At 44.6% G+C, this 26,373-nt stretch carries 16 protein-coding genes; 10 read left to right on the plus strand and 6 right to left on the minus strand.

The genetic code is table 11. From position 1 onward, the window contains the following. Positions 1 to 565 precede the first annotated feature (565 nt). From B2Z67_RS03220 to B2Z67_RS03240, 5 genes are all read left to right on the plus strand, one after another. Positions 566 to 3,598, plus strand: coding sequence for a SusC/RagA family TonB-linked outer membrane protein (locus B2Z67_RS03220; protein WP_291528378.1), 3,033 nt, complete (start codon positions 566 to 568; stop codon positions 3,596 to 3,598). A gap of 20 nt (positions 3,599 to 3,618) precedes the next feature. Then, positions 3,619 to 5,295, plus strand: a complete 1,677-nt coding sequence (gene susD / locus B2Z67_RS03225; RefSeq protein ID WP_291528379.1) for a starch-binding outer membrane lipoprotein SusD — start codon at positions 3,619 to 3,621, stop codon at positions 5,293 to 5,295. A 39-nt stretch (positions 5,296 to 5,334) separates the two neighbouring features. Further along, entirely contained in the window at positions 5,335 to 6,513 is a 1,179-nt protein-coding gene (locus tag B2Z67_RS03230) for a SusF/SusE family outer membrane protein (protein ID WP_291528380.1), read from the plus strand. A gap of 35 nt (positions 6,514 to 6,548) precedes the next feature. Further along, positions 6,549 to 7,973: an Outer membrane protein SusF domain-containing protein gene (locus B2Z67_RS03235; protein ID WP_291528381.1), complete on the plus strand. Its 1,425-nt coding sequence runs from the start codon at positions 6,549 to 6,551 to the stop codon at positions 7,971 to 7,973. A 146-nt stretch (positions 7,974 to 8,119) separates the two neighbouring features. Continuing rightward, positions 8,120 to 9,232, plus strand: a complete 1,113-nt coding sequence (locus B2Z67_RS03240; protein WP_291528382.1) for a glycosyl hydrolase 53 family protein — start codon at positions 8,120 to 8,122, stop codon at positions 9,230 to 9,232. 825 nt (positions 9,233 to 10,057) lie between these two features. Here B2Z67_RS03240 and B2Z67_RS03245 read toward each other — a convergent pair. After that, complete coding sequence (locus tag B2Z67_RS03245) at positions 10,058 to 11,041, minus strand: GNAT family N-acetyltransferase (protein ID WP_291528383.1); 984 nt, start codon at positions 11,039 to 11,041, stop codon at positions 10,058 to 10,060. A 72-nt stretch (positions 11,042 to 11,113) separates the two neighbouring features. On the opposite strand from B2Z67_RS03245, the gene B2Z67_RS03250 reads away from it, so the two are divergent. The 4 genes from B2Z67_RS03250 (at position 11,114) to B2Z67_RS03265 (ending at position 13,507) form a co-directional block, all read left to right on the plus strand. Then, positions 11,114 to 11,665: a nitroreductase family protein gene (locus tag B2Z67_RS03250; RefSeq protein ID WP_291528384.1), complete on the plus strand. Its 552-nt coding sequence runs from the start codon at positions 11,114 to 11,116 to the stop codon at positions 11,663 to 11,665. Further along, positions 11,652 to 11,987, plus strand: a complete 336-nt coding sequence (locus B2Z67_RS03255; protein ID WP_291528385.1) for a hypothetical protein — start codon at positions 11,652 to 11,654, stop codon at positions 11,985 to 11,987. Before B2Z67_RS03250 ends, B2Z67_RS03255 begins: the two co-directional genes overlap by 14 nt. After that, positions 11,984 to 12,772, plus strand: coding sequence for a Rossmann-like and DUF2520 domain-containing protein (locus B2Z67_RS03260; protein WP_291528386.1), 789 nt, complete (start codon positions 11,984 to 11,986; stop codon positions 12,770 to 12,772). Before B2Z67_RS03255 ends, B2Z67_RS03260 begins: the two co-directional genes overlap by 4 nt. A 153-nt stretch (positions 12,773 to 12,925) precedes the next feature. After that, positions 12,926 to 13,507 (plus strand): Maf-like protein, encoded by a 582-nt coding sequence (locus B2Z67_RS03265; RefSeq protein ID WP_291528393.1) that lies wholly within the window; start codon positions 12,926 to 12,928, stop codon positions 13,505 to 13,507. Positions 13,508 to 13,521: 14 nt separating this feature from the next. Here B2Z67_RS03265 and B2Z67_RS03270 read toward each other — a convergent pair whose 3' ends face one another. Continuing rightward, entirely contained in the window at positions 13,522 to 15,711 is a 2,190-nt protein-coding gene (locus tag B2Z67_RS03270; RefSeq protein WP_291528387.1) for a tetratricopeptide repeat protein, read from the minus strand. A gap of 368 nt (positions 15,712 to 16,079) precedes the next feature. On the opposite strand from B2Z67_RS03270, the gene B2Z67_RS03275 reads away from it, so the two are divergent. Then, complete coding sequence (locus B2Z67_RS03275) at positions 16,080 to 17,156, plus strand: GDP-L-fucose synthase family protein (RefSeq protein ID WP_291528388.1); 1,077 nt, start codon at positions 16,080 to 16,082, stop codon at positions 17,154 to 17,156. A gap of 268 nt (positions 17,157 to 17,424) precedes the next feature. Here the strand turns inward: B2Z67_RS03275 and B2Z67_RS03280 are convergent, their stop codons facing one another. The 4 genes from B2Z67_RS03280 to B2Z67_RS03295 all read right to left on the minus strand — a co-directional run bounded on the left by B2Z67_RS03280 (position 17,425) and on the right by B2Z67_RS03295 (position 26,162). After that, positions 17,425 to 19,581, minus strand: coding sequence for an alpha-N-acetylglucosaminidase (locus tag B2Z67_RS03280; protein WP_291528389.1), 2,157 nt, complete (start codon positions 19,579 to 19,581; stop codon positions 17,425 to 17,427). A 360-nt stretch (positions 19,582 to 19,941) separates the two neighbouring features. Further along, positions 19,942 to 21,795: a RagB/SusD family nutrient uptake outer membrane protein gene (locus tag B2Z67_RS03285; protein WP_291528390.1), complete on the minus strand. Its 1,854-nt coding sequence runs from the start codon at positions 21,793 to 21,795 to the stop codon at positions 19,942 to 19,944. Positions 21,796 to 21,806: 11 nt separating this feature from the next. Continuing rightward, the gene (locus tag B2Z67_RS03290) at positions 21,807 to 25,190 is read right to left on the minus strand and encodes a TonB-dependent receptor (protein ID WP_291528391.1); all 3,384 of its coding nucleotides are present in this window, start codon (positions 25,188 to 25,190) and stop codon (positions 21,807 to 21,809) included. A 30-nt stretch (positions 25,191 to 25,220) separates the two neighbouring features. Beyond that, positions 25,221 to 26,162 (minus strand): FecR family protein, encoded by a 942-nt coding sequence (locus B2Z67_RS03295; RefSeq protein WP_291528392.1) that lies wholly within the window; start codon positions 26,160 to 26,162, stop codon positions 25,221 to 25,223. Positions 26,163 to 26,373: the final 211 nt, after the last annotated feature.

A 26,373-nucleotide genomic window follows, 5' to 3' on the forward strand; every position in this document is an offset into this window, starting at 1 on the left:
AGTGTTCTACTTATGGATAGTTGACTTTTTCTGCATAAATAACCTGTAAATATACAATAATATACGAAAATAGTGCATCATTATTCTTTGTTTATTCATTACGTATGCTGGAACGGAGTTTTATAAATTAAGGTGTGTCACCGATAACGCATAAATTCCGTCATTATGTATTGAATAATAAGCTTTCTTTGTTTTTTTTGATAGTCTGTTTAAATTTTGCTCAGCATTAGTTTCACNNTCAAAACAAGCTGAATAAAAAACTTTTTGAGGAAAATTTAAACAGGCTCTTATATTCTACAGAACTTTTCTTTCTTGGAAATGGTTATATACAGGGGAGAGTTTTCTTTTTAAGTAAATCATCTTGTTTACATAAGTTGTGCAATTCGATGCAAACGATTGCATTATTGCTATTGCATATTTCTTATATTTCTTATCACTAAATATTTTAATAAAACATATTTTTGTTGCGTCGTGTTATAGATACTTTAAAAACAAGAAACATCGGAGGATAATTCTTAAATAATATATAGGTAATTAATATTGTTAACTTTAATTTTTTAAATGCATGAAGCAAGTTAATCTTAGAATCTGTCGAATGATTCTTCCCCTATTGATGGGGCTATTCTTGTCTGTTGGCGTTTATGCACAAAACATTACCGTGAAGGGGTATGTAAAAGATGCCTCCGGACTGGAAGTGATAGGCGCAAATGTCGTAGAAAAAGGAAATACCTCCAACGGTACCATCACTGACCTTGATGGAAACTTCACGTTGAGTGTTCCGCAGGGAGCCACAATATCAGTTTCATTTATCGGTTATACAACGGCTGAGGTTGCAGCAGCCCCTACTGTTATGGTGACATTGCAGGATGACTCTGAACTATTGAATGAAGTTGTAGTTGTGGGTTATGGCCGCACAAAGAAAGATGACCTAACAGGTTCGGTAACAGCGATTAAACCCGATGAACTCAGCAAAGGTATCACCAACAATGCACAGGATATGTTGGTAGGTAAAGTAGCCGGCGTTGATGTTATTACCGCAGGTGGTACTCCGGGTGCAGGCGCTCAGATTCGCGTGCGTGGTGGATCTTCTCTTAATGCTTCAAACGACCCGTTGCTCGTAATTGATGGTTTGACTATCGATAACAATACTCCGACAGGTATGAGTAACCCTTTGGCTATGATTAACCCGAATGACATTGAAACCTTTACGGTTCTGAAGGATGCTTCCGCTACTGCCATTTACGGTAGCCGCGCTTCCAACGGCGTTATCATTATCACTACCAAGAAAGGCGTGAGCGGTTCCGCTCCCAAGGTTTCTTATAATGGTGACATGACGGTTTCTATGGTTCAGAAAAAGTATGATGTGCTCAATGGAGATGAATTCCGTGCGCTTGCTGATAATATCTGGGGTGACCAGGCGACTACCATAGGCATGGGCAATGCCAATACCGACTGGCAGGATCAGATTTTCCGTACCTCCATCTCTCACAGCCACAATGTATCTTTATCCGGTGGTTTGAAGAACATACCTTACCGCTTGAGCGTGGGCTATAACTCTTCCGATGGTATTGTTAAAGAATCATGGATGCGTCGTGCCAACGTAGGTTTGAATCTTTCTCCCTCTTTCTTTGACAAACATCTCAATCTGAAGGTTAACGCCAAGTATATGTACGAGAAGAACCGTTATGCCGATGCAGGCGGTGCAATCGGCGCTGCCCTTTCAATGGACCCTACGCAACCCGTGTATTTTGCTGCCGATGACTCCCGTGCTCCTTTCTTTGGTGGCTATTTCCAGCATGTGCAGGCACCTAAAGATTTCAATGCCGAGTGGAAATATACGAATAACCCCAATGCTACTCAGAACCCTCTGGCTTTGTTGGACTTAAAAAACACACAGGCTGCTGCCAGTGACTTTACAGGCAACTTTGATGTGGAATATAAAGTACATGGCTTTGAAGATTTGATTCTGCATGCCAGCTATGGAGGCCAATACACCGAGAGCAAACAGGATGATGTAATCTCCAAGTATTCTTATTCTGACAACTATTTTGGTTGGGATGGCATAACGCAGACCTATAAATATAGCATCACTGCCAATGCTTACGCTCAGTATGTGAAAGAAATAGGCGCTCATAATTTGGATATCATGGTTGGTGCCGAAGAAAGTCACTTCCATCGCCAGGGTTACAATTATGGTCAAGGAACCGATCCTTACAGTGGCGCTCCTCATAATCCTGCATTGAGAGATGAACAAGAATGGGCTACGCACAACTCCCTGGTTTCTTACTTCGGTCGTATGAACTATACGCTGCTCAACAGATATATGCTTACGGCTACGTTCCGTGCCGACGGTTCCTCCCGTTTCTCCGAAAACAACAGATGGGGTTACTTTCCTTCTGTGGCATTGGCTTGGAAAATCAATGAAGAAGGATTCATGAAAGACCTCACTTGGTGGAATGAATTCAAACTCCGTTTGGGTTGGGGTATGACAGGTCAGCAGGACATTAACAACGACTTCGGCTATGTAACTCATTATTTAGCGAGTGACTCTTACGCCCAGTATCCTTTTGGTGATACTTACTATTACACGATGCGTCCGGCGGCTTACAACCCCGACTTGAAGTGGGAGACTACCATTACTTATAATGCCGGCCTTGATTTCGCATTCCTGAACAACCGTATCACGGCCAATATTGACGCTTACTACCGTGAAACCAAAGATTTGCTGAATACTGTCACCATTCCGGTAGGTATGCAGTTTGGTTCTCAGTTGACTAAGAATATCGGTTCGTTGAAGAACTACGGTGTGGAATTCGCCATCAATGCAAAACCCATTGTAACCAAAAACTTTACTTGGGATGTGAGCTACAATATCGCTTGGAATCACAATGAGATTACCGACCTGGTGGATGGCGATGCCGGATATTATGCATGGTCCGGACCTTCAATCAGCCGTGGTATCGGTACTTTGATTCAGGCAAATACCGTAGGTGAAGCCACCAACTCATTCTTTGTGTATCAGCAAGTGTACGATGAGGCCGGCAAACCTATTGAAGGAATGTATGTGGATCGTGACGGTAACGGACGTATCGACAATGGCGACCGTTATTTCTACAAGAAACCCTCTGCTGATGTCATTATGGGTCTTACCACTAAATTCCTCTACAAGAATTGGGATTTGAGTATGGCTTTCCGCGCTTCTATCGGCAATTATGTGTATTACGATTTCTTATCGAGCCGTGCTACAGTCAGCCAATCCGGCCTATACTCTAACAGCGCTCTGCGTAACACTACTCCCGAGGCTGTAGAACTGGGCTTCACAGGTATAGGAGTGGGCAATAATAACTTCCTGAGCGATTATTTCGTACGTAATGCTTCCTATTTGAAGTGTTCGAACATTACGTTGGGCTATTCATTCCCTGCCTTGTTTAAGATTGCAGGCCATGAATCGTGTTCCGGCCGCGCATTCGTTACCACTCAAAATCCCTTTATCATCTCCAAGTATAAAGGTATCGACCCTGAAGTGGCAAGCGGTGTCGACTCTAATCCCTATCCGCGCCCATTCAGTGTACAAATTGGCTTGAGCCTGAATTTCTAAACTATTAAATGTATATAATGATGAAACATATATTAATAAAAACAGCCCTTGCCGCTTTTCTTATGGGTGGAGTGGCAACGTCGTGTGTTAACGACTTGAATATTTCGTCTATCGACCCGCAATCCAGTTCAACGTATGAAGATATGCAACTGCTGGCTAAAGTTTATGGAACACTGGGTCTGACCGGGCAAAGAGGCCCTGACGGCAGTGGAGATATCAGTAGCAACGAAGGTGAAAGCGGATTCTACCGTACCACGTTTAACCTGCAGGAACTTTGTACCGACGAGTGTCTTTGGGCTTGGCAGACTGACCCTGATATTCCTCAGATTACCAATATTGACTGGACGTCTTCATCTGAGCGCGTGCAGTGGGCATTCCAGCGTTTAGCTTTCGACGTGACACTTTGTAACTTCTATCTTACCAATACGGAGGATAAAGCCGAAGCTCCTGACTATAAACTCTATCGTGCGGAGGTTCGTTTCCTGCGTGCCCTTCATCTGTGGTACTTCCTCGATCTTTGGGGAAAGGCTCCTTTCAAAACCACTTACGATATCTATGAGTTGCCGGTAGAGAAAGCAGGCAAAGAACTTTATGACTGGATTGATCAGGAACTGACTGCTATAGAACCGGAGCTTGCCGAAGTAGGTGCATTCAATAATTCCGCCAACTTTGGTCGTGCCGACAAGGGTGTTGCTTATATGCTCCACGCCCGTTTGGCCCTGAACTCCGAAGTATATACCAAAGGTGCAGTAAAAGACTATCAGAAAGCTATTGACTATTGTAACCTGCTTGATGGAAAATACGAACTTTCCACGGCTGCAAAGAATGGATATACAGGTTACGAACAAGTGTTTATGGCCGACAATGACCAGAACCTGCAAGCCATGAAGGAGATTATTTTCCCTATCCGTCAGGATGGTCTTAAAACAAAATGTTATAGTGGCGCCAATTATCTGGTAAGTTCTACCCGTATCACCGGAATGCCTTATATGGGCACTAACAATGGTTGGAGTTGTAACTTCGCCCGTGCGGCTTTGGTCAAGAAGTTCTTCCCTACTATCGAAGATTGCCCGATTTCTACCGTAGCCGCTCCCAGTACAACTTCTGAGGCTGAAGTTATCGCACTCGACGAAGCGGCAGGTACTACTACCAAAGATGTACAGCAGAAAGCCAATGACCAGCGTGCACTGTTCTATTCTGGTTACGGTGGTGTACTTCGTAAGCTGCAGAGCGATCAGATTGCAGGCTTTGGTTCCGGTCTTTCTATTGTGAAATGGAGCAATATCCGCACAGATGGTGCACAGACCTCAGATATCGAATTCCCCGATGTGGACATTCCATTGTTCCGCTATGCTGAAATGTATCTGACCCGTGCGGAAGCTAAATACCGTCTGAGTGGCGACCCGCAACAGGCTCGTGCCGATATCGAAGTTTTGCGTAGCCGCGCAGGCGCTTCTACTCCTGCCACCATCACCGAACAATATATTATTGACGAATGGTGCCGTGAGTTCTACATGGAAGGTCGTCGTCGTAGCGACTTGGTTCGTTTCGGCCTTTTCACAGGCGACAAGTACCTCTGGGACTTCAAGGGTGGTGTAGCCGCAGGCAGGAGCGTGGAAGATTTCTTCAACGTGTATCCCATTCCGGCCGATGACATCAATGGCAATAAGAACCTGAGTCAGAACCCGCGTTATTAATAGAATAATTATCGAATCTACTAAAATAGAAACAATAATATGAAAAAGATATTGTTAGGAATGTTGCTTCCCGTTTTTACTTTGGTGCTGGTCACCTCGTGCGAGAAAGATATGGATAGCAATCCCACATTCCACGAAAATACTTCAGGATTTGTATTGAATATGCCTGCCAACGCAGCCAATAATGTATTGGACTTGCTGGCTACTAACGAACTCACATTTACTACCAGTCAACCCGATTATGGTGGTATACCCTTGAGCACCAACTATGATTTGGAAGTATCCTTTGAAGATTTCAGCGCAGAAACACCTGTGTACAAACTTGTGACAAGCTCTACCTCTACTGCCATAAAAGTAGCGGGCAGCAGATTGAATGACGCTGTGGTTACCATGTTTCAGGAGGCAAATGAAGGCGTGACATATCCTTCCAATGAAGTGAAAGACCTTTATGTGCGTCTGCATGCCAACGTTAATGGCATGGAACTGGGCAGTTGTTACTCTAATGTTATCAAGATTCAGGTGATAGCCACTTATCAGGCTCCGAGCATCACGTTGCCCGAAAAGCTCTATGTTGCAGGATCAAGTATTGGTGCACCTTGGGGAACCTGGAAGCCGCTTAATAAAGTCTTTGGTCTCGATGGCTATTACTTCACGGTGGTGTATATCCCTGACGGCGGTGAATTTAAGTGGGGTACTTATCCCGAACAATGGTTAGGCTATGCCGATGTGGCGACATATACCGATGAGGCCGGTGCCGGACTTTCCGACAGTGGCGGTAACATCAAAGTTGCAACCGGCGGTTGGTATGTACTCTGCTTCAGAGCCAAGATTAGTGGCGAGGCCATAGAATATACATTGAACGTTTATCCCGCAGCCCTCTACATTATTGGCGCTGCTACCGAGGGTGCTTTGTGGATAGATTCGGAACCTAATTTTAAATTCACGGCTCCTGCCGATGATACCGGTGTTTGGGAATCTCCTGCATTTGCCGGCGGTGGTGAAATGCGCGCTTATGTCAAAGTAGGTACATTCGATTGGTGGCGTACTGAGTTTACACTCTTCGAGGGTAATTTGTTCTGGCGTGATATTGATATTCCTAATAATTGGGCTGAAAGTAAGGGTGCTGAATATAGTATCACTCCTGCTGCAGGTCAGAAGTTGTACGTTACGATTGGTACTCCGGGTGTAGATGCCAATGATACGGGTGAGGTAAGATAACCTGAATGATAATCTTATTTAAAAAGAAAAACATTATGAAGAAAAATCAGATACTCGCAGGTATATTCCTTGCCGGAATTACCTTAAGTGCTTGCACGGAAGACTATACGGATTGGGCTAACCCCCAATCCAATGCTCCCGAAGAAGCTGCCGCCAAATATCAAATCAATTTTGCCGCGGGCGCCGATGCGGTCATAGACATGGATGAATTTTACAGCACTGTTGCAGCAGAAGTCCAAAAGACGGATTCTGTGGCATTGGTTACTCTCTCTTCATCAAGTTCCGAAGTGGCTTCGTTCAAAGTAAACAGTATAAATATCAATGGAGCGGCTATCAACGCAGCATTGACGCAGGGCGTCATAAAGGTGAATACCCTTGAACTTGATTCTGTAGTCCGCGAAGTATTCTTCAGCCGTGCCCATGTAGAACGTGTGCTCGAGGTGAATATGAATGTTGCCGCTAAACTGAAAAGCGGTGAAGCAGTAAACGTATCGGGCGCTTCCGAAGCCAAGCTTACTCCGATTACTACTCCGGAACTTAATCCTGATGGATATATGCTGTTGGGCGACTTTGTAGAAAACGGTGCCGGATGGGATGCTGCAAATCCTGTTGTCATGAATCCGGTTGAAGGTAAAGAAGGTGTTTACCAGGTTACCATAGAAACAAAGAATGAGGGTGACAACTGGTTCAAGCTTTACGAAGCTTACGACCCGGCTGCCGGTTGGGACGGTCCTACCGGTGCTAATGCCGGACAGATAGGCTGTCGTGTGAACGGTGATAACAAGACCGAGAACTTCGCTGTTTGGACAGGTGATATATATGGGGTCGAAACTCCTGTTATTACCGGGAAAGGACACTTTGTCGTTACATTTGATGCAGTCAACTATACTTATTCGGTTACTCCTGCTACTGCTTATCTCTACATGGCCGGTGATGTAAACGGATGGGCACAGATTGATGTGCTGGCAAGTCCGGAGTTCAATAACATCTACGTGGGTTATATGTATCTCAACCAGAATGGTTTCAAATTCAGTTCGGAGCCAAACTGGGACGGTACCAACTATGGTGAAGGTTTCAGTACCGCCGCCGATGCTGCCAATATCATGATGACTGAGGAGGCGGGTTTCTATCAGGTAAATGTTAACCTGAATGAGAAGACCTATACCTTGGCTCCCATTGCGATAGGTATCATCGGTTCTGCCACTACCGGTGGTTGGGATTCAGATACGGATATGACCTATAGTATGGAGAATCATTGCTGGACCGTTACTACCGGGTTGGCTGATGGTGAGCTTAAGTTCCGTGCCAATGATGATTGGGCTATTAGCTGGGGCGGTACTCCCGAAAGTCTGACCACCAATAATGGCGCTAACCTCCAAGTTGCTGCCGGCAATTATACCATTAATTTTTATCCTCTTTGTGAGGGTAAATCCTATTGTACGATTGAGGCAGCTGATTGATTGGGGTTAACTTATAGCCTGCAGTATGAATAATACAGGCTAAGTTTAAACTGTTAGGCATTTGATAAGAGTCCTCTTTCTCGCATTGCAAAAAACGGGAAAGGGGGCTTTTGCCTTTTCACTGAAACTATATAACTAATATCATTATGAAGAATTTTAGATTAATACCCGTTATCTTATTATTGTTTGCTCTATGTGTTGAAACCCATGCTCAACAACGCCTTTTGGGTGGTGATATATCTTTGTTACCAAGTTACGAAGAAGCCGGGACTGTATATCGTGATGAAACCGGGAATGCAGTAAAGCCTCTTGACTATTTTAAGGAACAGGGTTGGAATGCCATTCGTGTTCGCCTCTTTGTTGACCCTTCCAAGGCTTCTGCCGAGCACAAGGGCGAAGGTGTGTGCCAAGACTTGGATTATGTGACCAAATTCGGGCAACAGATAAAAAAAGCAGGTTATCAATTCATGCTTGATTATCATTACTCCGATACATGGGCTGATCCCGGCAAGCAATTCGTGCCCGACAGATGGAAGAATGCCGATGTGGCTTCGTTACCGGATAGTGTATATCAATACACCAGGAATAGCCTTGAATTTCTGGTGAAAGCAGGGGCATGCCCCGACCTTATACAAGTGGGGAATGAGATAACCAACGGGATGTTATGGCCGTTTGCCAAGGTAGACCCGCTTGGAACGGATAATTGGGATTTCCTCGTAAAGCTTCTGGAGAGTGGTGCCAGGGCTTGTAGGGAAGTGTGTCCCAAGGCAAAGATAATTATCCATACAGAGAAAGCGGGAGAATGGGATAAAACCAAAGCTTACTACAATCATTTGCAGCAGCTTGATTACGATGTCATCGGACTTAGTTATTATCCCATGTGGCATAAGGCCGTAGGTGTACTTGCCGCTACGCTCGATTCTCTTGCTATGGATTTTCCGGATAAGGAGGTAATGATAGTGGAGGCTGCCGCCTACTATTCGCACGAGAATGACCAATGGGCAAAAGGTGCGGATCAATACTCTGAATTCTATCCCATCAGTGTTGAGGGACAACGTATCTTTACTCATGAACTGGTGGCAGAGTTACGTCGCCATGCCAATGTGACGGGGTTGTTCTGGTGGTTCCCTGAAGAAAATGCCTGTGGTAATAAGGTTACTGACGGGTGGCTTAATCGTGGGCTTTTTGATAATCGTACAGGGAAGGCTCTTCCGGCAATGAAAGAGTTTAGTCTGTTTGTGCAGCCTGTTATTCGTTGATTTCTTGCCTGCATTATTCATACAGGCTAAGAAACTGTTTTGATTTTCCTTTTTAACCTGAATAATGCAGATTAAAAGTTCATTATCTTTAGACGCGGATAACGCGGATGACGCGGATTCTTAAATGCTGCGCTACGTTAGCCCAACCGGAAGATAAAAAGAGATCCGCGTCATCCGCGTTATCCGCGTCTAAAAAATGATAGTATAAACTAATTATGAACAGCTACTTATGAATAATGCAGGATAGTATAAAGTAATTGTGACGAGTGTCTTATACAGTGTCAGAAGTCACTTAAACAGTGCCCGAACGGGATATATATGGTGAAAACATAAGAATTACAACTTTACCCATAGTTTCCGGAACAATGTCCGGAGCCAATGTCCGGAGCAATGCGAGGATGCTTACGCGACGTTTATGCGATGCTTGCAATACATTTATGAAATGCTTGCAATACATTTATGCGATACTTGCAATACGTTTACGCGATGCTTGCAATGCGTTTGTTCAATGTTTACCAAAAGTGGTGAAAGCGGTGAAACCTCAAAAAAAGGCACTTTTTGCGGTCTGCTTTCACCCGTTATGTGCTATGAATAAGGAGGCTGCATGGAGAGGTGAAACCGGTGAACCCCGAGAATAAACTATATGTAGAGATTGGTAAAGAGGGGGGGATTAGTGATTAGTAGGAGTGATTAGTGATTAGCAAGAGTATCTCTATTAGCTTCGCTGACAGCTTCTCTGATTTCTTTCACTAAGGTACGTTCTCCTCCTCCCAATCATCATCAAAAAAGGGTGTCACTTATGGGAATTAAAGTGACACCCTTTTCTTATTCGTAAATCTTATTTAGCAACCTGTTCAACCATCTCCAACGGAAGCGGAACCAGCGGCGGGTACTGATTTGCATACCGCCGAAGCGCAGCACAAAGTCGCGATAACCATATTGGCGGAAAGGAAGCCCGACATCCATAAACTCCAAATGGTCGTACTTCCGTTTTTTGGCATCATACAAAGCGTACCATACGGCAAGCACACCCGGATATTGAAGGGCGTAAGTCTTGCGCATTCCGCCGGAGAACCAAAGATATGCATCCCATTGGGAGTAAATGCAGGCGCTGCCGCCTATAATTTTCCCCTTGTAGGTAACAATGAATATTTTACTCTGCTTATTACTTACCATTTTTTCTTCCAGATACCGGAAGAACTCTTTGCTGGGAAAGTGCCGGCGTATTTTAGAGGAATAAACGTTGTGCAGCATCTGTGAGAACTCACGCACTTCTTCCGGAGTTTTGGCTTCCCGCACTTCCGCACCGTTTTTCAATCCCTTCTTGACTTGCCGGATGCGTGAGGAACTAAAGCGGTCTTCTACGCGTTCGATGCTATGCAGTGAATTGCGTACGCGTAACCAGTTTATGGCAAAGTAATGATTTTGCCGGAAAGATTTATAACCGAACATTGAGTTCTCCAGGTTACGGAACTCAATGATGAATGCTTCGCGTAATGCTTCCTTGGTGAGCCGTTGCAACATTTCGCCAAAGAGAATTTCTTTATCGGCGGTTTCTTCAAAATACTCTCCGGTACCATAAATCTCACATCGTCTGATGATGGCAGGCGGGAAGATGCGGATACTCTTTCGTATCACTGCCAATAGCTTGGATACAAACTTTCCGTCTTGGGATGCAACAATGAGCAGAGGTGTATAACCCCGAGTCGCTTCGTAAGTGTGAAACAACTCAGTAGAGTGAAATGTGTTCTTGCCCGGCAGCTCCGGGATGTCACTCCCTCGGTAATATGTGGTTAGTTTCAAAGGCATTGGCTACAAATTTAGAAAATAATCTTGTATCTTTGCGTGCTTGAATGATAATTTATTTCAAAACAATGGTATATGGACAATTTCATTGAATTACTAAAAGCCCGCCGCAGTATGCGGAAGTTTACGGATGAAGAATTGACGCAGGAGCAAGTCGTAGCATTGATGAAGGCTGCATTGATGTCTCCTACATCGAAACGAACCAATTCATGGCAGTTTATTGTGGTGGATGATAAAGAGATACTTGAAAAATTATCGCATTGCAGGGCACAGTCCTCACAATTTATAGCCGGCGCTTCGCTGGCGGTTGTGGTAACTGCCGATCCGCTGGCAAGTGATGTGTGGATTGAAGATGCTTCCATTGCTTCCATAATTATACAATTACAGGTTGAAGACATGGGCTTGGGCAGTTGCTGGGTACAGATACGCGAACGTTTGACAGCTTCGGGCATGCCGTCTGACGAATACGTGCGTGAAGTACTCGACATTCCTTTGCAGTTGCAGGTGCTCAACGTCATAGCTATCGGACATAAAGGTATGGAACGTAAGCCTTTCAATGAAGAACACCTGCTATGGGAAAAAGTTCATATTAATAAATTCGGGGGAGATAACAGTGAGCGCGGCTAAAGCAAACAATAACCGGGATACCTATAAGGCTACCGCCATTACGCTGATTGCTTTCGGTATTCTTTATCTGGTAGATAAATTGGTGCATTTCTCCGCTATAGGCCTGCCGTGGGTGATGAACAAAGATAATTTCCTGCTTTATACGGCAGTGATTTTCCTATTGTTCAAGCATGACAAATCAGTGGGACTGGTGCTGATAGGCTTGTGGCTGATACTGAATTTCGGTCTGATTACAGCCTTACTTGGTACGATGTCCGCCTATTTGTTGCCATTGGCATTGTTGGTGCTTGGAATTATCTTGTATTGGTTGTCTACAAGATGAATAGGAGTGTGCAGGATACGCCGGTTGCTTTTATCGGTGCCGGAAATCTGGCAACTAATCTGGCTAAAGCATTGTACCGTAACGGTTTCCGTATAGTGCAGGTGTATAGTCGTACGGAAGAGTCGGCCCGTACGTTGGCGCAGGCGGTAGAGGCGGAATATACGACAGAACTTTCGGAAGTGACGTCAGATGCCCGGTTGCATATCGTCTCTCTGAAAGATGATGCTTTTGTGGAATTGTTGCCTGAAATTGTGGCAGGTAAAGGAAATGCTTTGCTGGTGCATACGGCAGGTAGCATACCGATGAATATTTGGGAGGGAAAAGTTGTGCGGTATGGAGTCTTTTATCCTATGCAGACTTTCAACAAACAGCGCATGGCAGATTTCCATGAAATACCTTTCTTTATCGAAAGTAGCTCGCCGGAGGATACGGAATTGTTGAAAGCGATTGCTTCCGTTCTTTCGGAAAGAGTATATGAGGCTAACTCCGAACAACGGAAAAGTTTGCATCTGGCAGCGGTATTTGCGTGTAACTTCACCAACCACATGTATGTCCTTGCCGCCGGGCTATTGGAAAAGTATAACCTCCCGTTTGATGTAATGTTGCCTTTGATAGATGAGACAGCCCGCAAAGTACATGAGTTGGAACCGATACAAGCGCAAACCGGGCCTGCTATACGTTATGATGAAAATGTTATTGACAAACATCTGGATATGCTGGCTGATGAGCCGCAAGCGCAGGAGTTGTACAGGTTGATAAGCCGGAACATTCACCGGCTTGGTTGATAAGTACCTCGCCACAATTATTTTATACTATAAGCACTACCACCGCTATATTATCATTTATAATGCAAACTATTTATGACGAGACACTTACATCATATCTTGAGAGAATAAAAGAGAATGAAATAGTAATACCGATTGAAAAATAAAAGAACGATGCTGGACAATTTGAAGAAATATAACGTTATTCTTGCTTCCAACTCCCCTCGCAGGAAAGAATTGCTTGCCGGTTTAGGGGTGGACTATGAAGTGAGGACTTTGCCGGATATAGATGAATCTTATCCTGATAACTTGCAGGGAGCGGAAATCCCCCTTTACATCGCCAAGGAGAAAGCTGACGCCTACGTAGCCATGATGCATCCCGGTGAATTGATGATTACGGCAGATACTATCGTCTGGTTGGATGGGCAAGTGCTTGGCAAGCCGGCGGATCGTGAAGATGCCGTACGTATGCTACGTGCCATGTCGGGGCGTACTCACGAAGTGTTTACCGGAGTATGCATAACTACTGCCGAATGGCAACGGAGCTTTGCAGCGCAAACCGAAGTTCGTTTCGCTACATTGAGTGAAGCAGAAATAGCATATTACGTAGATACTTTCCAACCCATGGATAAAGCCGGTGCTTATGGAGTACAGGAGTGGATCGGCTTTATCGGAGTGGAAAATATCTCCGGAAGCTACTATAACATTATGGGGCTTCCGGTGCAAAAACTGTATAGGGAATTGTTGAAAGTGTGAAGCAGTCTCCGTTATTAATCAATCATATCAAGCATTAACGGAATATCCTCTTCATTGATACCCTGCTTGAGAATACTGTTCCGGTCTCTGGCAAACATTTCCATGAATGCGTTCCTGCTACCGCTTTCTGCGGCGGCTTTGCTATACAATCCGGCGGCCTTTCCAAGGTTTCCTAACGTCCATGCCACATGTCCGGCATTCAGATAATCTGTCGACAACGGTTTGCCGGCAAGTATTCTATCGTAGTATTTCATAGCCTGTTCGTACTTACCGCTGACGTACGAACACCAACCGATGCCTCGCCATGCTTTGATGGAATCATTCTCAAGGAAATCCAGTTTGAAGAAATATTGCAAAGCCTCTTCGTAGCGTCCTTCTTCGGCCAGACAACTGCCGGTATAGAACAGTACATTACGGTTTTCAGGTTGGATAGCTTCTACCCGGTGATAATATTCAAGAGCGCTGTCTATGTCTTTCATCTGGCGATAGCATGTGGCTAAATGGCGAAGCGTCCACAAATGATCAGGCTTCAGCATGTCGGCCTTCTGGTACGCATCTACAGCTTCCTGATAACGTTTCTCTTTCTGGAAACAGAATCCGGTCTTTTGGAAGACGTCTGCATTTGCCTGTTTCCGATCAATTAATATCCGGTAGATTTCCAACGCCTCTACGGGATGCTCTTTATGGAAGAGAAAGTCGGCAACGGCAGTCAGTAGTTCAGGATCGTTCAGCATTCTCTTCAGTACCGGATTGCGATGCAAGGCTATTTCTTCCTGGAAGATATTATGAAATTCAAACCTGTGCTGGTTTAATTTAAAGAAGCGGTATAAATCGTGTATATACTGGTTACTGATAGCTTCCGGGCGGACAGCATATTGCTTCAGACCGGCGCTATTCTTCTCTTCCATAAAGTCGGTCTGATCCGGTGGCGTCATTTGGCTTAACATCATATCGCGCTGTCCCTGCGGAAGCTGGGCTATGGTAAAACAGAATGAATATTTATCGCTGTTGCAGAAGAAGCCGGATTGCAGGATAATAGAGAATACGGATTTATCATTAGCCGGGTTCAGACCAATCAGATGTATAATGCTGGAATGCATCTGGTCGAAAGGGTAAAACCAATTATGAAGTTCCCGGAAGAAAGGATAACCTTTAAGCTGCGCGAATGTACTCATGTAGACATCGGCGCCTTCCAACTGCAATTCATTCATCTCGCGTATTTTGTCTCCTAATCCCGATTGCTCGAAGGCTTGTTCCCAGTCCGGATTGCGGTCATTCTCGTCCGTCTCTTCAAAACCGAATTTCATATTACGCATGATATTCACGTTTCTCATCATTTCGGGAATGATTTCTTCCCGCATTTTTTTGTCTATCTTTTCAGTTTCCTGGCTGCGCAATAACTGGATATATACCCGGTTCAGTTGTTTAGTGAAGTTAGGGTCTTCTCCATAGAGTGAAATACGTGCTTCCAACTCAGGGTAAAGCAGTACCCGTGACGGATAGAGGTGCAGGATAAAGACAAGTCCCACCAGCGCTCTTTGGTTGACGTGCGGGTTGGTATGTTGCAAGCCGTCGAGTAACCAATTGACCTTACGTTCGTCGAAACATTCCATAAGGCTGAGGGTAACGGCACTGACAAACAGGCATAAATCGTTGACCGCTAAAGTCTCCGAACGAAGCATATTTTGCGCCTGGACAGCTTCTTCCACAGTCCAACTGCTGTTGCTCCATGTCATCAGGAACATGACTTGGTGGGTTTCTTCATGTCGTTTCAGAATGGCATCCAACCCTTGGTAGTTAGCTAATTGAGATACGGCCATTTCGTCCGTAAATCCTTCCAGTATCTTTTGCAGACCGGAAATATCAGATACCTTCGGAAGCTGGTTCGGATTCCTGCGTAATGAGTGGTAGTAATGGGTGGATACCTCATCCAGTAGTATAAGGCGTGTCTGGTCGGCTATCTCCCAGGTATCAGCTACCAATTGACGGTAGAGTTTTTGTCGCTCCGGATCTTTCATGCCCAGCCGCATGTATTGCAACATATATCGGTATGAGGTCTGAATCTGTTCTAACCGGTTGCGGAGAGTCCAGTCATTACTGTTATGCAGGAAAGCATCCAGTTGAAAGATAGCTTCTTTCAGTCGCTTTTCTTCCAGAAAACTAACGATCTGGTTATATTGCTTTTGGATGGATTGTTCGTTCATATTTGGGCCTTTCTTTAATTACATTAATAAAGATACAAAAATGATGCCAAAAAAGTTTGAGTACCCTGAAGCCGGTAAATCCATCCCATGAGATGGTAAAATCCGTCTCATGAGACGAAAAAATCCGTCCCATGAGACGAGAATATTTGTCTCGTGAGACGAATTTTTTCATCTCACGAGACAAATATTTCCGTCTCACGAGACAAATTTTCCTGTTTCATGGGACAATTCTGCGGAACTTGCCTCTCATAACGCAGGCAGCATTAAAAAACTACTTCAGGTATAAACTTCTCGCTCCATTTGTTTATCTTTGCACCGATTTATTCTGTACATAGATACTTGTGAAGAAACAAAATATAGTAAATGATATGTTAGATAAAAATGCCAGGATATATGTAGCGGGACACCGCGGACTGGTAGGTTCCGCTATCTGGAAGAACCTGCAAGATAAAGGGTACACAAACCTTGTCGGTAGAACTCACAAAGAACTGGATTTGCTGGATGCCGTAGCCGTCCGTCAGTTCTTCGACGAAGAACAACCGGAATACGTATTTCTTGCCGCCGCTTTCGTAGGCGGCATCATGGCAAATAGCATATACCGTGCAGATTTTATTTATAAAAACCTGCAGATCCAGCAAAATGTTATCGGTGAGAGTTTCCGCCATAACGTAAAAAAGTTACTCTTTCTGGGAAGTACCTGTATCTATCCCCGTGATGCCGAACAACCCATGAGTGAAGATTCTCTCCTCACTTCTCCGTTGGAATATACCAATGAGCCATACGCCATTGCTAAAATTGCCGGATTGAAAATGTGCGAAAGTTTCAACCTGCAATACGGTACGAACTACATTGCCGTAATGCCTACCAACCTCTACGGGCCAAACGACAACTTTGACCTGGAGCGCAGCCATGTACTCCCTGCCATGATACGTAAAGTGCATCTTGCCCATTGCTTGCAACGGAACGATTGGGATGCCGTACGCAAAGATATGAACCAACGTCCGGTGGAAGGCATTGATGGCAACCGCAGTGAAGAAGACATTCTGTCCGTGCTTGGTAAATATGGTGTCAGCGATATGGAAGTTAAGCTCTGGGGAACAGGCACTCCGCTCCGTGAATTCCTGTGGAGTGAAGAAATGGCGGATGCCAGTGTATTCGTGATGGAACATGTGGATTTCAAGGATACCTATAAACAAGGCGACAAGGAGATACGCAACTGTCATATTAATATCGGTACCGGCAAGGAAATATCTATTCGCGGGCTGGCGGAACTGATAAGCTCCACTGTCGGTTATCAGGGTAAGCTGACTTTCGATAGTAGTAAACCGGATGGAACTATGCGTAAACTGACTAACCCGTTAAAGCTGCATACATTGGGATGGCATCACAAAGTGGAAATCGAAGAAGGCGTGCGGCGAATGTACAATTGGTATATCGGGGGATAATAACTGCCTACTGCGAGTTATTTATATTATTGATTATCAGAACTATCTTGATTCTCCTCCTCCCGGGAGGAGGAGTACCCGTAGGGGGAGGTGGTAGGNNGGGGGAGGTGGTAGGTAAAACAAATACCGATTAATCATAAATCTAAGGAATCTTTTCACCTACCACCTCCCCCCTTTCGGGGTACTCCTCCTCCCGGGAGGAGGAGAATCAAGATAGTTTAGTAACATGCAGACAACATGTGATAGTTTCTAAATTCTAATCACAACTTCAGAATCCGGCTTCCAAATAAACCTTCTTAGCAGTAGATATTACTTCCTTCTGAGGAGTATCCGGGTACGTCTTTTTTTCTTTAGTCCATGCCTCTTCAAGTGCGTAAAAGTCAATATCTTCGAGAGTTTTCTTCTGCATTTTCTCAGTCAGATACCGGAAAAAGGTTTCCCAGCGCATCCGGTAAAAGTCTTTCAGTATGCCGTTCCATTCCCGATGGGCATAATCGCGTAGTCCTCCTTTGTCCGCGGCAGTGCGGTTACCCCAGGTCGTGATCTGCGTACGCGCATTCCATTCGTACAAATCTTTTTCCTCCGCCGTTTGCCCAATACTTCGGGCTGCATTAATCCAGCTTCCCAGCATGAATTCCGAACGGGTAGAAAGTAGCTCGTCCTGAAGGTCTATCAAACGGAGGAACTTTTTAGTAGTCCGTTCAAAAGCATAACGATCTCTGGCACGGTAAGCTGCCGTAACTTCCAATTGCGTACGACGTCCTTTCTCCGCAATAGCTTGCCGGACGATATCGACCAAGTCGTATTCAAAATTGTTATTCCCTTTGAACTCGTCTGCCACCGAAAGCATGAGTCGGGCAGCCCGGATAACGTCGTCCGCCTCGTAATAGATATCGGATTCCGACCAGGCAGAAACCGTATTGACCACTTCTGCCGGACGGGCGCAGAATACCGACTCCGTAGCCCCCTGTTGGGTAGATTCAACAGGACAATTGTAGATGGAATTGGATAACAACTTCCAAGCCTCCCACACCGCCGGCGTTGTTTTCCCGTAACGCGCTTTGATGTATTGCTGCAACCAGTCATCTTTTTCGAAACGCTCGGCTCTCCAGGGGAGTTCGCACAGAAGTTCGTACATCACGGGATTGTTCTCCGAACCTTCCATACTCAAACCGACGCCACACAGCGTTTTTTCGAATGAACTTTCCTTAGCCTTATAAAATTCGTCAATCACATGCGCCATCTTCCCATGCAAACCTACGTTGCCGCCAAAATTAAGTAACATGCAGTATATCCAATCATGTTGTCCATAGCCGTTTTCCCTTTTCCAGGTTGAATTCGGGTCTCCCCATTGCGGACGGCTTTCCGAATTCAGGTCAAGTACCAGCATGTCGCCCTGATTGATATTCTCAATCATTTGTGGGCGTGGGTTGGCTCCCCAAGCTTGGATAACCCATACCGCTTTCGGATTATTCTTCTTCATAGCTTTCAGAATAGCCTGACCGGTAGCATCAAGATCTACCCCTTTGGTACTTCCTCCTTCATGGAAAGGATCCATACTGTAATAGTTGGCTTTTCCATAAAGTTTGTTCATCTCTTTATAATAGAGACTGGCAATTTTCTGAAAGTTCGGATCAGTAGGTTGCAGGAAAGCCGGTCGGCGGTAACTGCACCACAATCCCGGGTCGGCTACGTTCAAATTTAATTTTTCTTTTGCATTGTTAGGCAGCATACCCGAGTATCCGGGTAAAACAGGCTCTATGCCATATTCACGCAACCGGCTGATAATTTTTTGTTGTAATGCAGCCTGCTGACTGTACCAATTGTCAGGGTTAGGGCCTCCCCAGCCTTCAAGGTTATTCATCAGCCACCATGCCATAAAACCGGGGCCGGCAATGAAGTCGTTGATTTCCTGCTTGTTATATCCCAACTTAGTCAAAAGGTTATACCAAACACATTCTGACCCGGTAACCGCCAGCGGAAGATTGATTCCATGCAACGCCATCCAGTCGATTTCCTTTTCCCAACGCTCCCAGTCCCAGAAAGCCATGGTATAGGAAAAAGTACAATAATTGAAGTCATAGCGGTGCTTGAGATTGGTTTCACGTCGTTCTTTCTGCGATACAGGCGGAAGAATATCGGGCAGTTGTACCTGCATATTATTCCAGGTGAGGTGAACACCTGCATAATACTTCAAATACCAATGGATACCGGTGGCAATACTTACATGGTTGTTGCCACGTACCACGACTTTGTCTCCCTGTTGATCGAGTTCGAAGAAATCCGTAGGGGATTTCACTTGTTCGATGATAAACTTGTCTGCACTGCCGGGAGCGACGCGATCCAGTAATCCTTTGATGGGCGAAGAAGCTTGCAAAGATAAGGTAATGCAGAGAACAAAAAAGAAGGTTTTTAATCTTGTCATAAATAGTATAGAGATTAAGAATTAATTATATTCACTTTTCCTAAAGAAAAATGACGCGAATAAAGCAGAAGCCAAAAGAAAGCCACATGTTTATCCGCGTCAAAATTACCATAAAAAACGGCTACTGAAAACAGCTGTTAAAAAATGTTTTATAAAAATAACCATTAAAAGTAATTGTTAACCTGTATTATTCATCTTCAGGAGTTAAAGGAGTTATCACGTTGTTAGGAGTTAAGGAGTTAAGCCGATAGGGTTGCTTATGTCTTACAGAGTATCGGCTTTAACTCCTAAGCCAACTTGTTGGCTGATAATTCCTTTAGCTCTTCTAACTCCTACAGTATGAATAATACAGGTTAAGGATTACCATCCCGGATTCTGTATCAGGTTCGGGTTCACATCGATATAGGTTTGACGAATTGGGTATAAATATTGTTTTTCAGTGAAAATCATCGGACGTTCGGGCAGAACTCTCGCCTGATAGAACGTTTCGGCTGTAGCGCCTGCTGATGTCAATCCTCTCATACCTTGCTCATCTTCCTTGAAGAAAGGTATAGCCTCTTTCCAACGTCTCAGGTCGTATAACCAATGTCCTTCGAATATCAGTTCGTTCATTCTTTCCCGGCGAACCACTTTGATCAGTTCCTGTCCGGTCTTGTTGCCGAATGATTCGGCAAAAGTCGGTAAGCCGGCTTTGTCACGAATAGCATTGAAGTAGCGCGTAGCGTCGGCATCCAATGAGCCGGTATATTCAGCGCAAGCTTCCGCATAGTTCATGTACAATTCGCCCAAGCGGATAATGGGGTGCGGGTAGGGGTTTATTGTTATAACCGGTGACGTAGCCCTAACTTCATTGGCAGGGTGTATTCCTTTCTTCAATGCGTATCCGCCATACAAGTGGTCGGCATTCAAATCGGCCTGCTTAACGCCGCTCGGTTCACCGAAGCGAAGTTTCAATGTAAGCGTATCGCCATTAATCTCGTACGGGCCACGGTCGTAACCTACGTAAGCATAAAAGCGGGGTTCCCGATTGCGATGCAAATAGATGGTAGAATCGCCCGGCAAGATATCCATACGGTTTTCCCAGTCATAGTCCGGGTCTTCATCACAAGGAATCCCGTTTTCAGAATAGAAAAATTCTACTGCTCTTAACGTAGGGCCAAGGCCACCAACCGGAGAGCCAGAAAGCGGAGCGCCAAAGCCTTTCGGCATTACGAGCGTTTGAAAATACTCTTGATTGGTTGTTTCTTTAAATCCACTGTATCCCCAGATGAGTTCATTGTTCCAAGGATTCACCATTGTATAACGTTGGTTGGCTATCGCCTGGTCGAACTTGCTTAACGGTATGGAACTAACATGTCGATACAGTTCGTTTCCTGCCTGTTCGGCCATAGTGATGGCTTTTTTGTTTTCTTCCATGGCTTTTTTCCATTTCTCCTTGTCGAAGGTCTGGCTAATCAGAGGATTACCGTCTTTGTCTTTAAAATCGGCATAGAACTCACTGTTTCCATTGAATAGCGGGCTGGCTGCAAACATATACATTCTTGCTTTCAATGCTTGAGCGTTTACTTTGGTTGCACGACCCAGGTTGTTTCTTAATACAGTCATAGGCAGGTCGGCAATGGCTCTGTCAAACATCTCTGCAACTGCAGCCACACATTCATCATACGATTTGCGAGGACGGAAAAATGTATCTCCCGAACCATTCAACGGAATCTCGGTGTCTACAATAACAACCGGACCATAATGTTGCATCAAAACTGCATGGAAATAGGCAATAAGGAAATTAGTTTCGGCAATCCACACTTTTTTACTTTCTTCAAATTTTTCTGGAAGCATTGATACGGGCACTACTTTGTCGATATTGCTCTGGAATATGTAGCATTGCTTGATTCCCTGATAGCATCGTTGCCAGATATCCAAAACCGGATTGGAAGAACTGTACTGCAATTGCTGCATCTGCAGAAAAGAGAACCACTGCAATCCCCAATGCTTGGAACAAACAGTCTCGTTAGACATCAGCCAACTGAAGTGGCTGCGGCAAGCCGTGTAGTTCGGGATATGCGAATAACATGTGTAAATAAAGTCTTCGGCGGTACTTTCGTTCTTGAAAGCATCGTCCAGTGTAGCCGTATCATCGGGAACAATGTCCAAAAATTCGCAACCATGAAACAGAATTGCGGAAAATAGTGTCAGAATAAATATAATCTTTTTCATACTTGAATCATTTAAAAAGTTAATTGTAAGCCGATTGTTGCAACACGAAGGTTAGGATAACTCAATCCTTTACCGTCACCCAGCTCCGGGTCCCAATGTTTAAACGGCGAGAAAGTCAGCAGGTTTTGTCCGGAAAGGAAAAGGCGAGCCATTTTATAGGTATAACCCAACTCAACGTTCTTCAAACGCATAAAACTTCCGTCCCGTAACCAGTAAGTCGATGGCAGATAGTTGTTGTGGGAATCCAGGTTACCAATCAGACGCGGATATTCCGCATTCGGATTCGGATTCTCCTGTCTCCAGTAGTTCTTATTCACGTATTCGAGCAATGTTGTCTGGTCGGAGGTGAACGGATGGATACCCGACATCATCAGGCTGGTGTTGGCTACTCCCTGGAAGAATATGGAGAAGTCGAATCCTTTGTATTGAACACTTCCGCCGAATCCGTAAACGATTTCCGGAACTTTAGGATTGCCAATGACCATTCTGTCGTTTCCGTCGATTTTTCCATCCTCATTCATATCTTTGTACTTCACGTCTCCAGGCTTGAGATTAGGCGAGAATGTCTGTAACGGACTGTTTGCCACATCCGCCTCGTCTTTGAATAACCCAAGTGCAATCAATCCATAATGTGGATCTACGTGGTGACCGGTGTATGCCCTGTATTGCTCTTTTTCTGAGTAATTCGGCTCGTCGTACTCCAATATCTTGTTCTTGGCATAAGTGAAGCTTCCGCGTAAAGAGACGGTCAGGTCTTTGGAGAAAGCTTTGTTGTATTCTACATTCAGGTCAATACCGCTATTCTTAACTTTTCCCAGATTGGCAAAAGGACGGAGATCGCCCGTAATTCCCGATTCGGCAGGAACAAGCTGTCTCCGCATAAAGATGTCTTTACGGGTCTCGGTAAAGTAGTCGAAGGTGATATTAAGTGCATTAAATAATCCCAACTCTATACCTACGTCCGCTTTGATTCCCGTTTCCCACCGTGCTCCTGCTGCACCGTAACGCGTAATGATACCGCCATTTCGTGAGGTTTGCCAAGTGTCTCCAAAGTAGTAAAAATTGGTAACTCCCGGTGGGGAAGCTTCCGCCGGATTCAGGTTTACGAAAGTCAGATATGGGAATCTGCCGTCTGTTGACGAGTTACCTACCCAACCGTAAGAACCTCTGATTTTCAGGTTGGAAATAATATCTTTCAAAGGAGTGAAAAATGCTTCATTGGAAATGTTGTATCCAACGGCTACGGATGGAAAGAATCCGAAACGATAACCTTCTTCGAAGTTCTCACTACCGTTGTATCCAAAGTTGGCTTCAATCATATACCGGTTGTCGTATCCGTAAGTTACACGTCCGGCAAAACCCTGATTACGTTCCGGCAGAGTCTGATAGAAGTCTCCGGGTGTATTCCTGTTATAGTCTCTTTGCAGATAGACTACCATCGCTCCTACATTATGCTTGTCATCAAATGTCCGGTTATAGTCAATGGATAACTGGTAATTCAACAGACGGTCTCCTCCATTAGATGTGCCTGTTGATAATGCCGTAGTACCTCTGTTAATGGATTTATATTGATAGCTGTATTTTCCGTCCGGCCCCTTTTCGTATGATTCAATTCCAAAATAATAGGGCGTGAAAGAACGTATCACATTGGTTGTCGCCCAATTCTTAAAAGAAACCAATCCCTTGAGTCTTAACCCTGGAGTCAGGAATTTCAAATCCTGTTCGATGTCTAAGCTGGCAATCAAGGTCGATTCATTCTTTTTGGAATATCCGCTTACCATCTCGGCGTATGGGTTACGGTATCTTCCAGCTACCGGCCCTCCATCTCTGTTTCCGAAGAGAATATAATCCTCGTTTGCCTGTGCCGGAAGAACCGGAGCAAACATAATGGGAGGAGCTTCGAATACGCCTTGATAAATAGCGGCTGTTCCTGCTGCTGAACCCGAATAATCAAGAATTTGTGTATTCAGGCGCACGTTGGCTTTTGTAGTGGGGGTTAGAGTAACGCCAACGTTGCCCTGAATACCCAGTCGGAGCTGGTTGATATTATTGTCGAATGTATTTTGCGGGTCTTTCTTCAGCATACCGTTGTCATTGTTCAGCGTGGCGCTGATGAAATAGTTCGCTCTTTCTCCACCTCCGGTCACGTTGACGTTGGCAGCTTGTGTTGTTGTGAAATCTTTGAAAAGATAATCTTCCCAATCCACATTCGGATAGATATACGGATCCAGTTTATCACGCGTAGCATCAATGATGTCTTGCGTATAATAAGGCTGAGCATCCGGCGTACGATTCAATATAGCGTCATTACGGGCAATCATATAGTCCACGCCATCTGCCACTTTCACTGTTTGGGTAGGTTGGGTGAACGAATTTTGTACCCGGATATTGATTCGCGCCCTTTCCATGTTTTTACCACTGCGGGTAGTGACCAACATAACTCCGTTGGCGCCTCGTGCGCCATACAAAGCCGTAGCTGTTGCATCTTTCAAGACGGAGAACCCTTCGATTACTTCCGGAGAGAGTGCATTCAAGTCGGCTGCGGATACTTCCACGTTATCAATAAAAATAAGAGGTGACTTATTACTGGCAAAAGTTGAAAGACCCCGAATCCAGAAGTTGGCTCCATCCGCTCCCGGCTCGCCCCCACGCTGCACGGCTATCACACCGGCAATACGTCCGGCAAATGAGTTACTTAACGTACTGGTTGGAATACGAAGATCGGATGCTTTGACTGTCTGTACGGCTCCCACCACACTGGCTTTCTTTTGCGCTCCGAAGCCCACTATCACTACTTCTTCCAATGCTTCGCTATCCGTTTCTAATTGTATAGCGATGTTCGTCCTTCCATCCAGGGCTATTTCCATGGTTTTGTATCCGATGAATGAAACAACCAACGTTGCATTGGGCGAAACCGTAATGTTGAAATTACCGTCGATATCCGTAATTGTACCTTGTGACGGATTCCCTTTGACGAAGATATTGACGCCCGGTGCACTTTCTTTGAATTCATCCAGAACCTGCCCCGTGACTTTTATATTCTTTTCCTGTTGAGGAGACTCCTCTTTCACTTTCTCTTTTTCTGCTTTCAGTATAATTTCCTTATCTTTGATTACATAAGAAAGTCCCGAACCTTTGAGCAGTTCTTCCAAAACCTCCTCAATGGTACCGTTGTAGTTCATATTCCTTTTTTGGGAATCATTCAAGTCACTCGATTTATAGAAGAAACGGTAGTCACTGTTATCTTCTATCATCGTAATAGCTTGTTGTAAAGTGATTGATTGTCCTTTTACAACAATTTGTCCCTGCATGGCATGGGCTGCCAATGGACAAAACAGAAAGATCATAATGGCATATCTGAGATGCCATCTACTCCATTTTGAGAATTGCTTCATTGTTTTTAATAGATTAGAATTAAAAGTTAATTAAAAAAGAATTATAGAATTACCTTCTTTGCGATACTTCAGGTCAAGACTGATCACTAATTTGTCGACGACATCCGACAGCGGTTCGCTCTTTCTGATTGTACCGGAGAAAAGAAGGTCATTATATTTATTGCGTTCGATAGTAATATTCACATTGTATATCCGATTAATGATGTCGATTAGTTTATCCAACCGTTTATCCCTAAATTTATAAACGCCACCTCGCCAATCCTGCTCGGCGGGAGACGTCTTGCTGCGTATTATCTTGTTTTGCTCTTTGTCGTAGATGATTTGTTCGGAAGGCAGAAGACTGATGGTTCCCCGCGAATTGTTTACGCTGAAATCGACTTTGCCTGTCACGAGAAGTATTTCGATGGGAGCGTCCGTGTAGGATTTAATATTGAAACTGGTGCCTTTTACTTCCACTTTTGCGTCTGCAAAAAGCACACTAAAGGCTGACCTTTTATGTTTCTTTACATCAAAGAAAGCCTCTCCTTCCAGTTCCACTTTGCGGTTCTTGACAAAGTCCTCCGGATACCGGATTGTTGTTCCCGAATTGAGCCATACGGTTGAACTGTCGGGTAATGTCACGGTGAGGGTTTCTCCATTCGGAGCATAACAGGTTAAGTATTTCGTTTCCTGTTTCGTGAAAAGAAGGCTGCCGGCTACAATCAGAACAATAGCCACGGCTGCCGCCATCGCTCTAAACAGATGGATGTACTTTCCGGAGTATGATAATCGAGGTTTTTCATGGCACCTTTTCGTAATGGACTTCCAGATTCTTTTCTCTGCTTCCTTGTCTTGGCACAAATCAGACGTCTGGTTCCACTGCTTAAGCAAATAGTTGGAAACAACCTCTTCCTGGGATGTTTCTTTCTTTTTTTCTTCCGTCAATTCTCCCTCAAAAAATCTTTTTAAGAGCAACTTGGCATTTTCTTTCATTCGATATGCTTTTTGGGTGTACATACTATAAATACACCCGGATGTGCGCATACCCCCAGCCGGATTTTTAAAAAAGATATTTTTATCCGCAGATTCCGCAGATTACACGGATTTACTTAACCTGTATTATTCATACTGCAGGAGTTAAAGGGGTTATCGCTGTACTAAAACCGTACTAAAATCGTGTCTGCTCCGTACCAGGGCCGTGTCA

Source organism: Bacteroides sp. UBA939, from assembly GCF_002293435.1.
GTDB lineage: Bacteria > Bacteroidota > Bacteroidia > Bacteroidales > Bacteroidaceae > Bacteroides.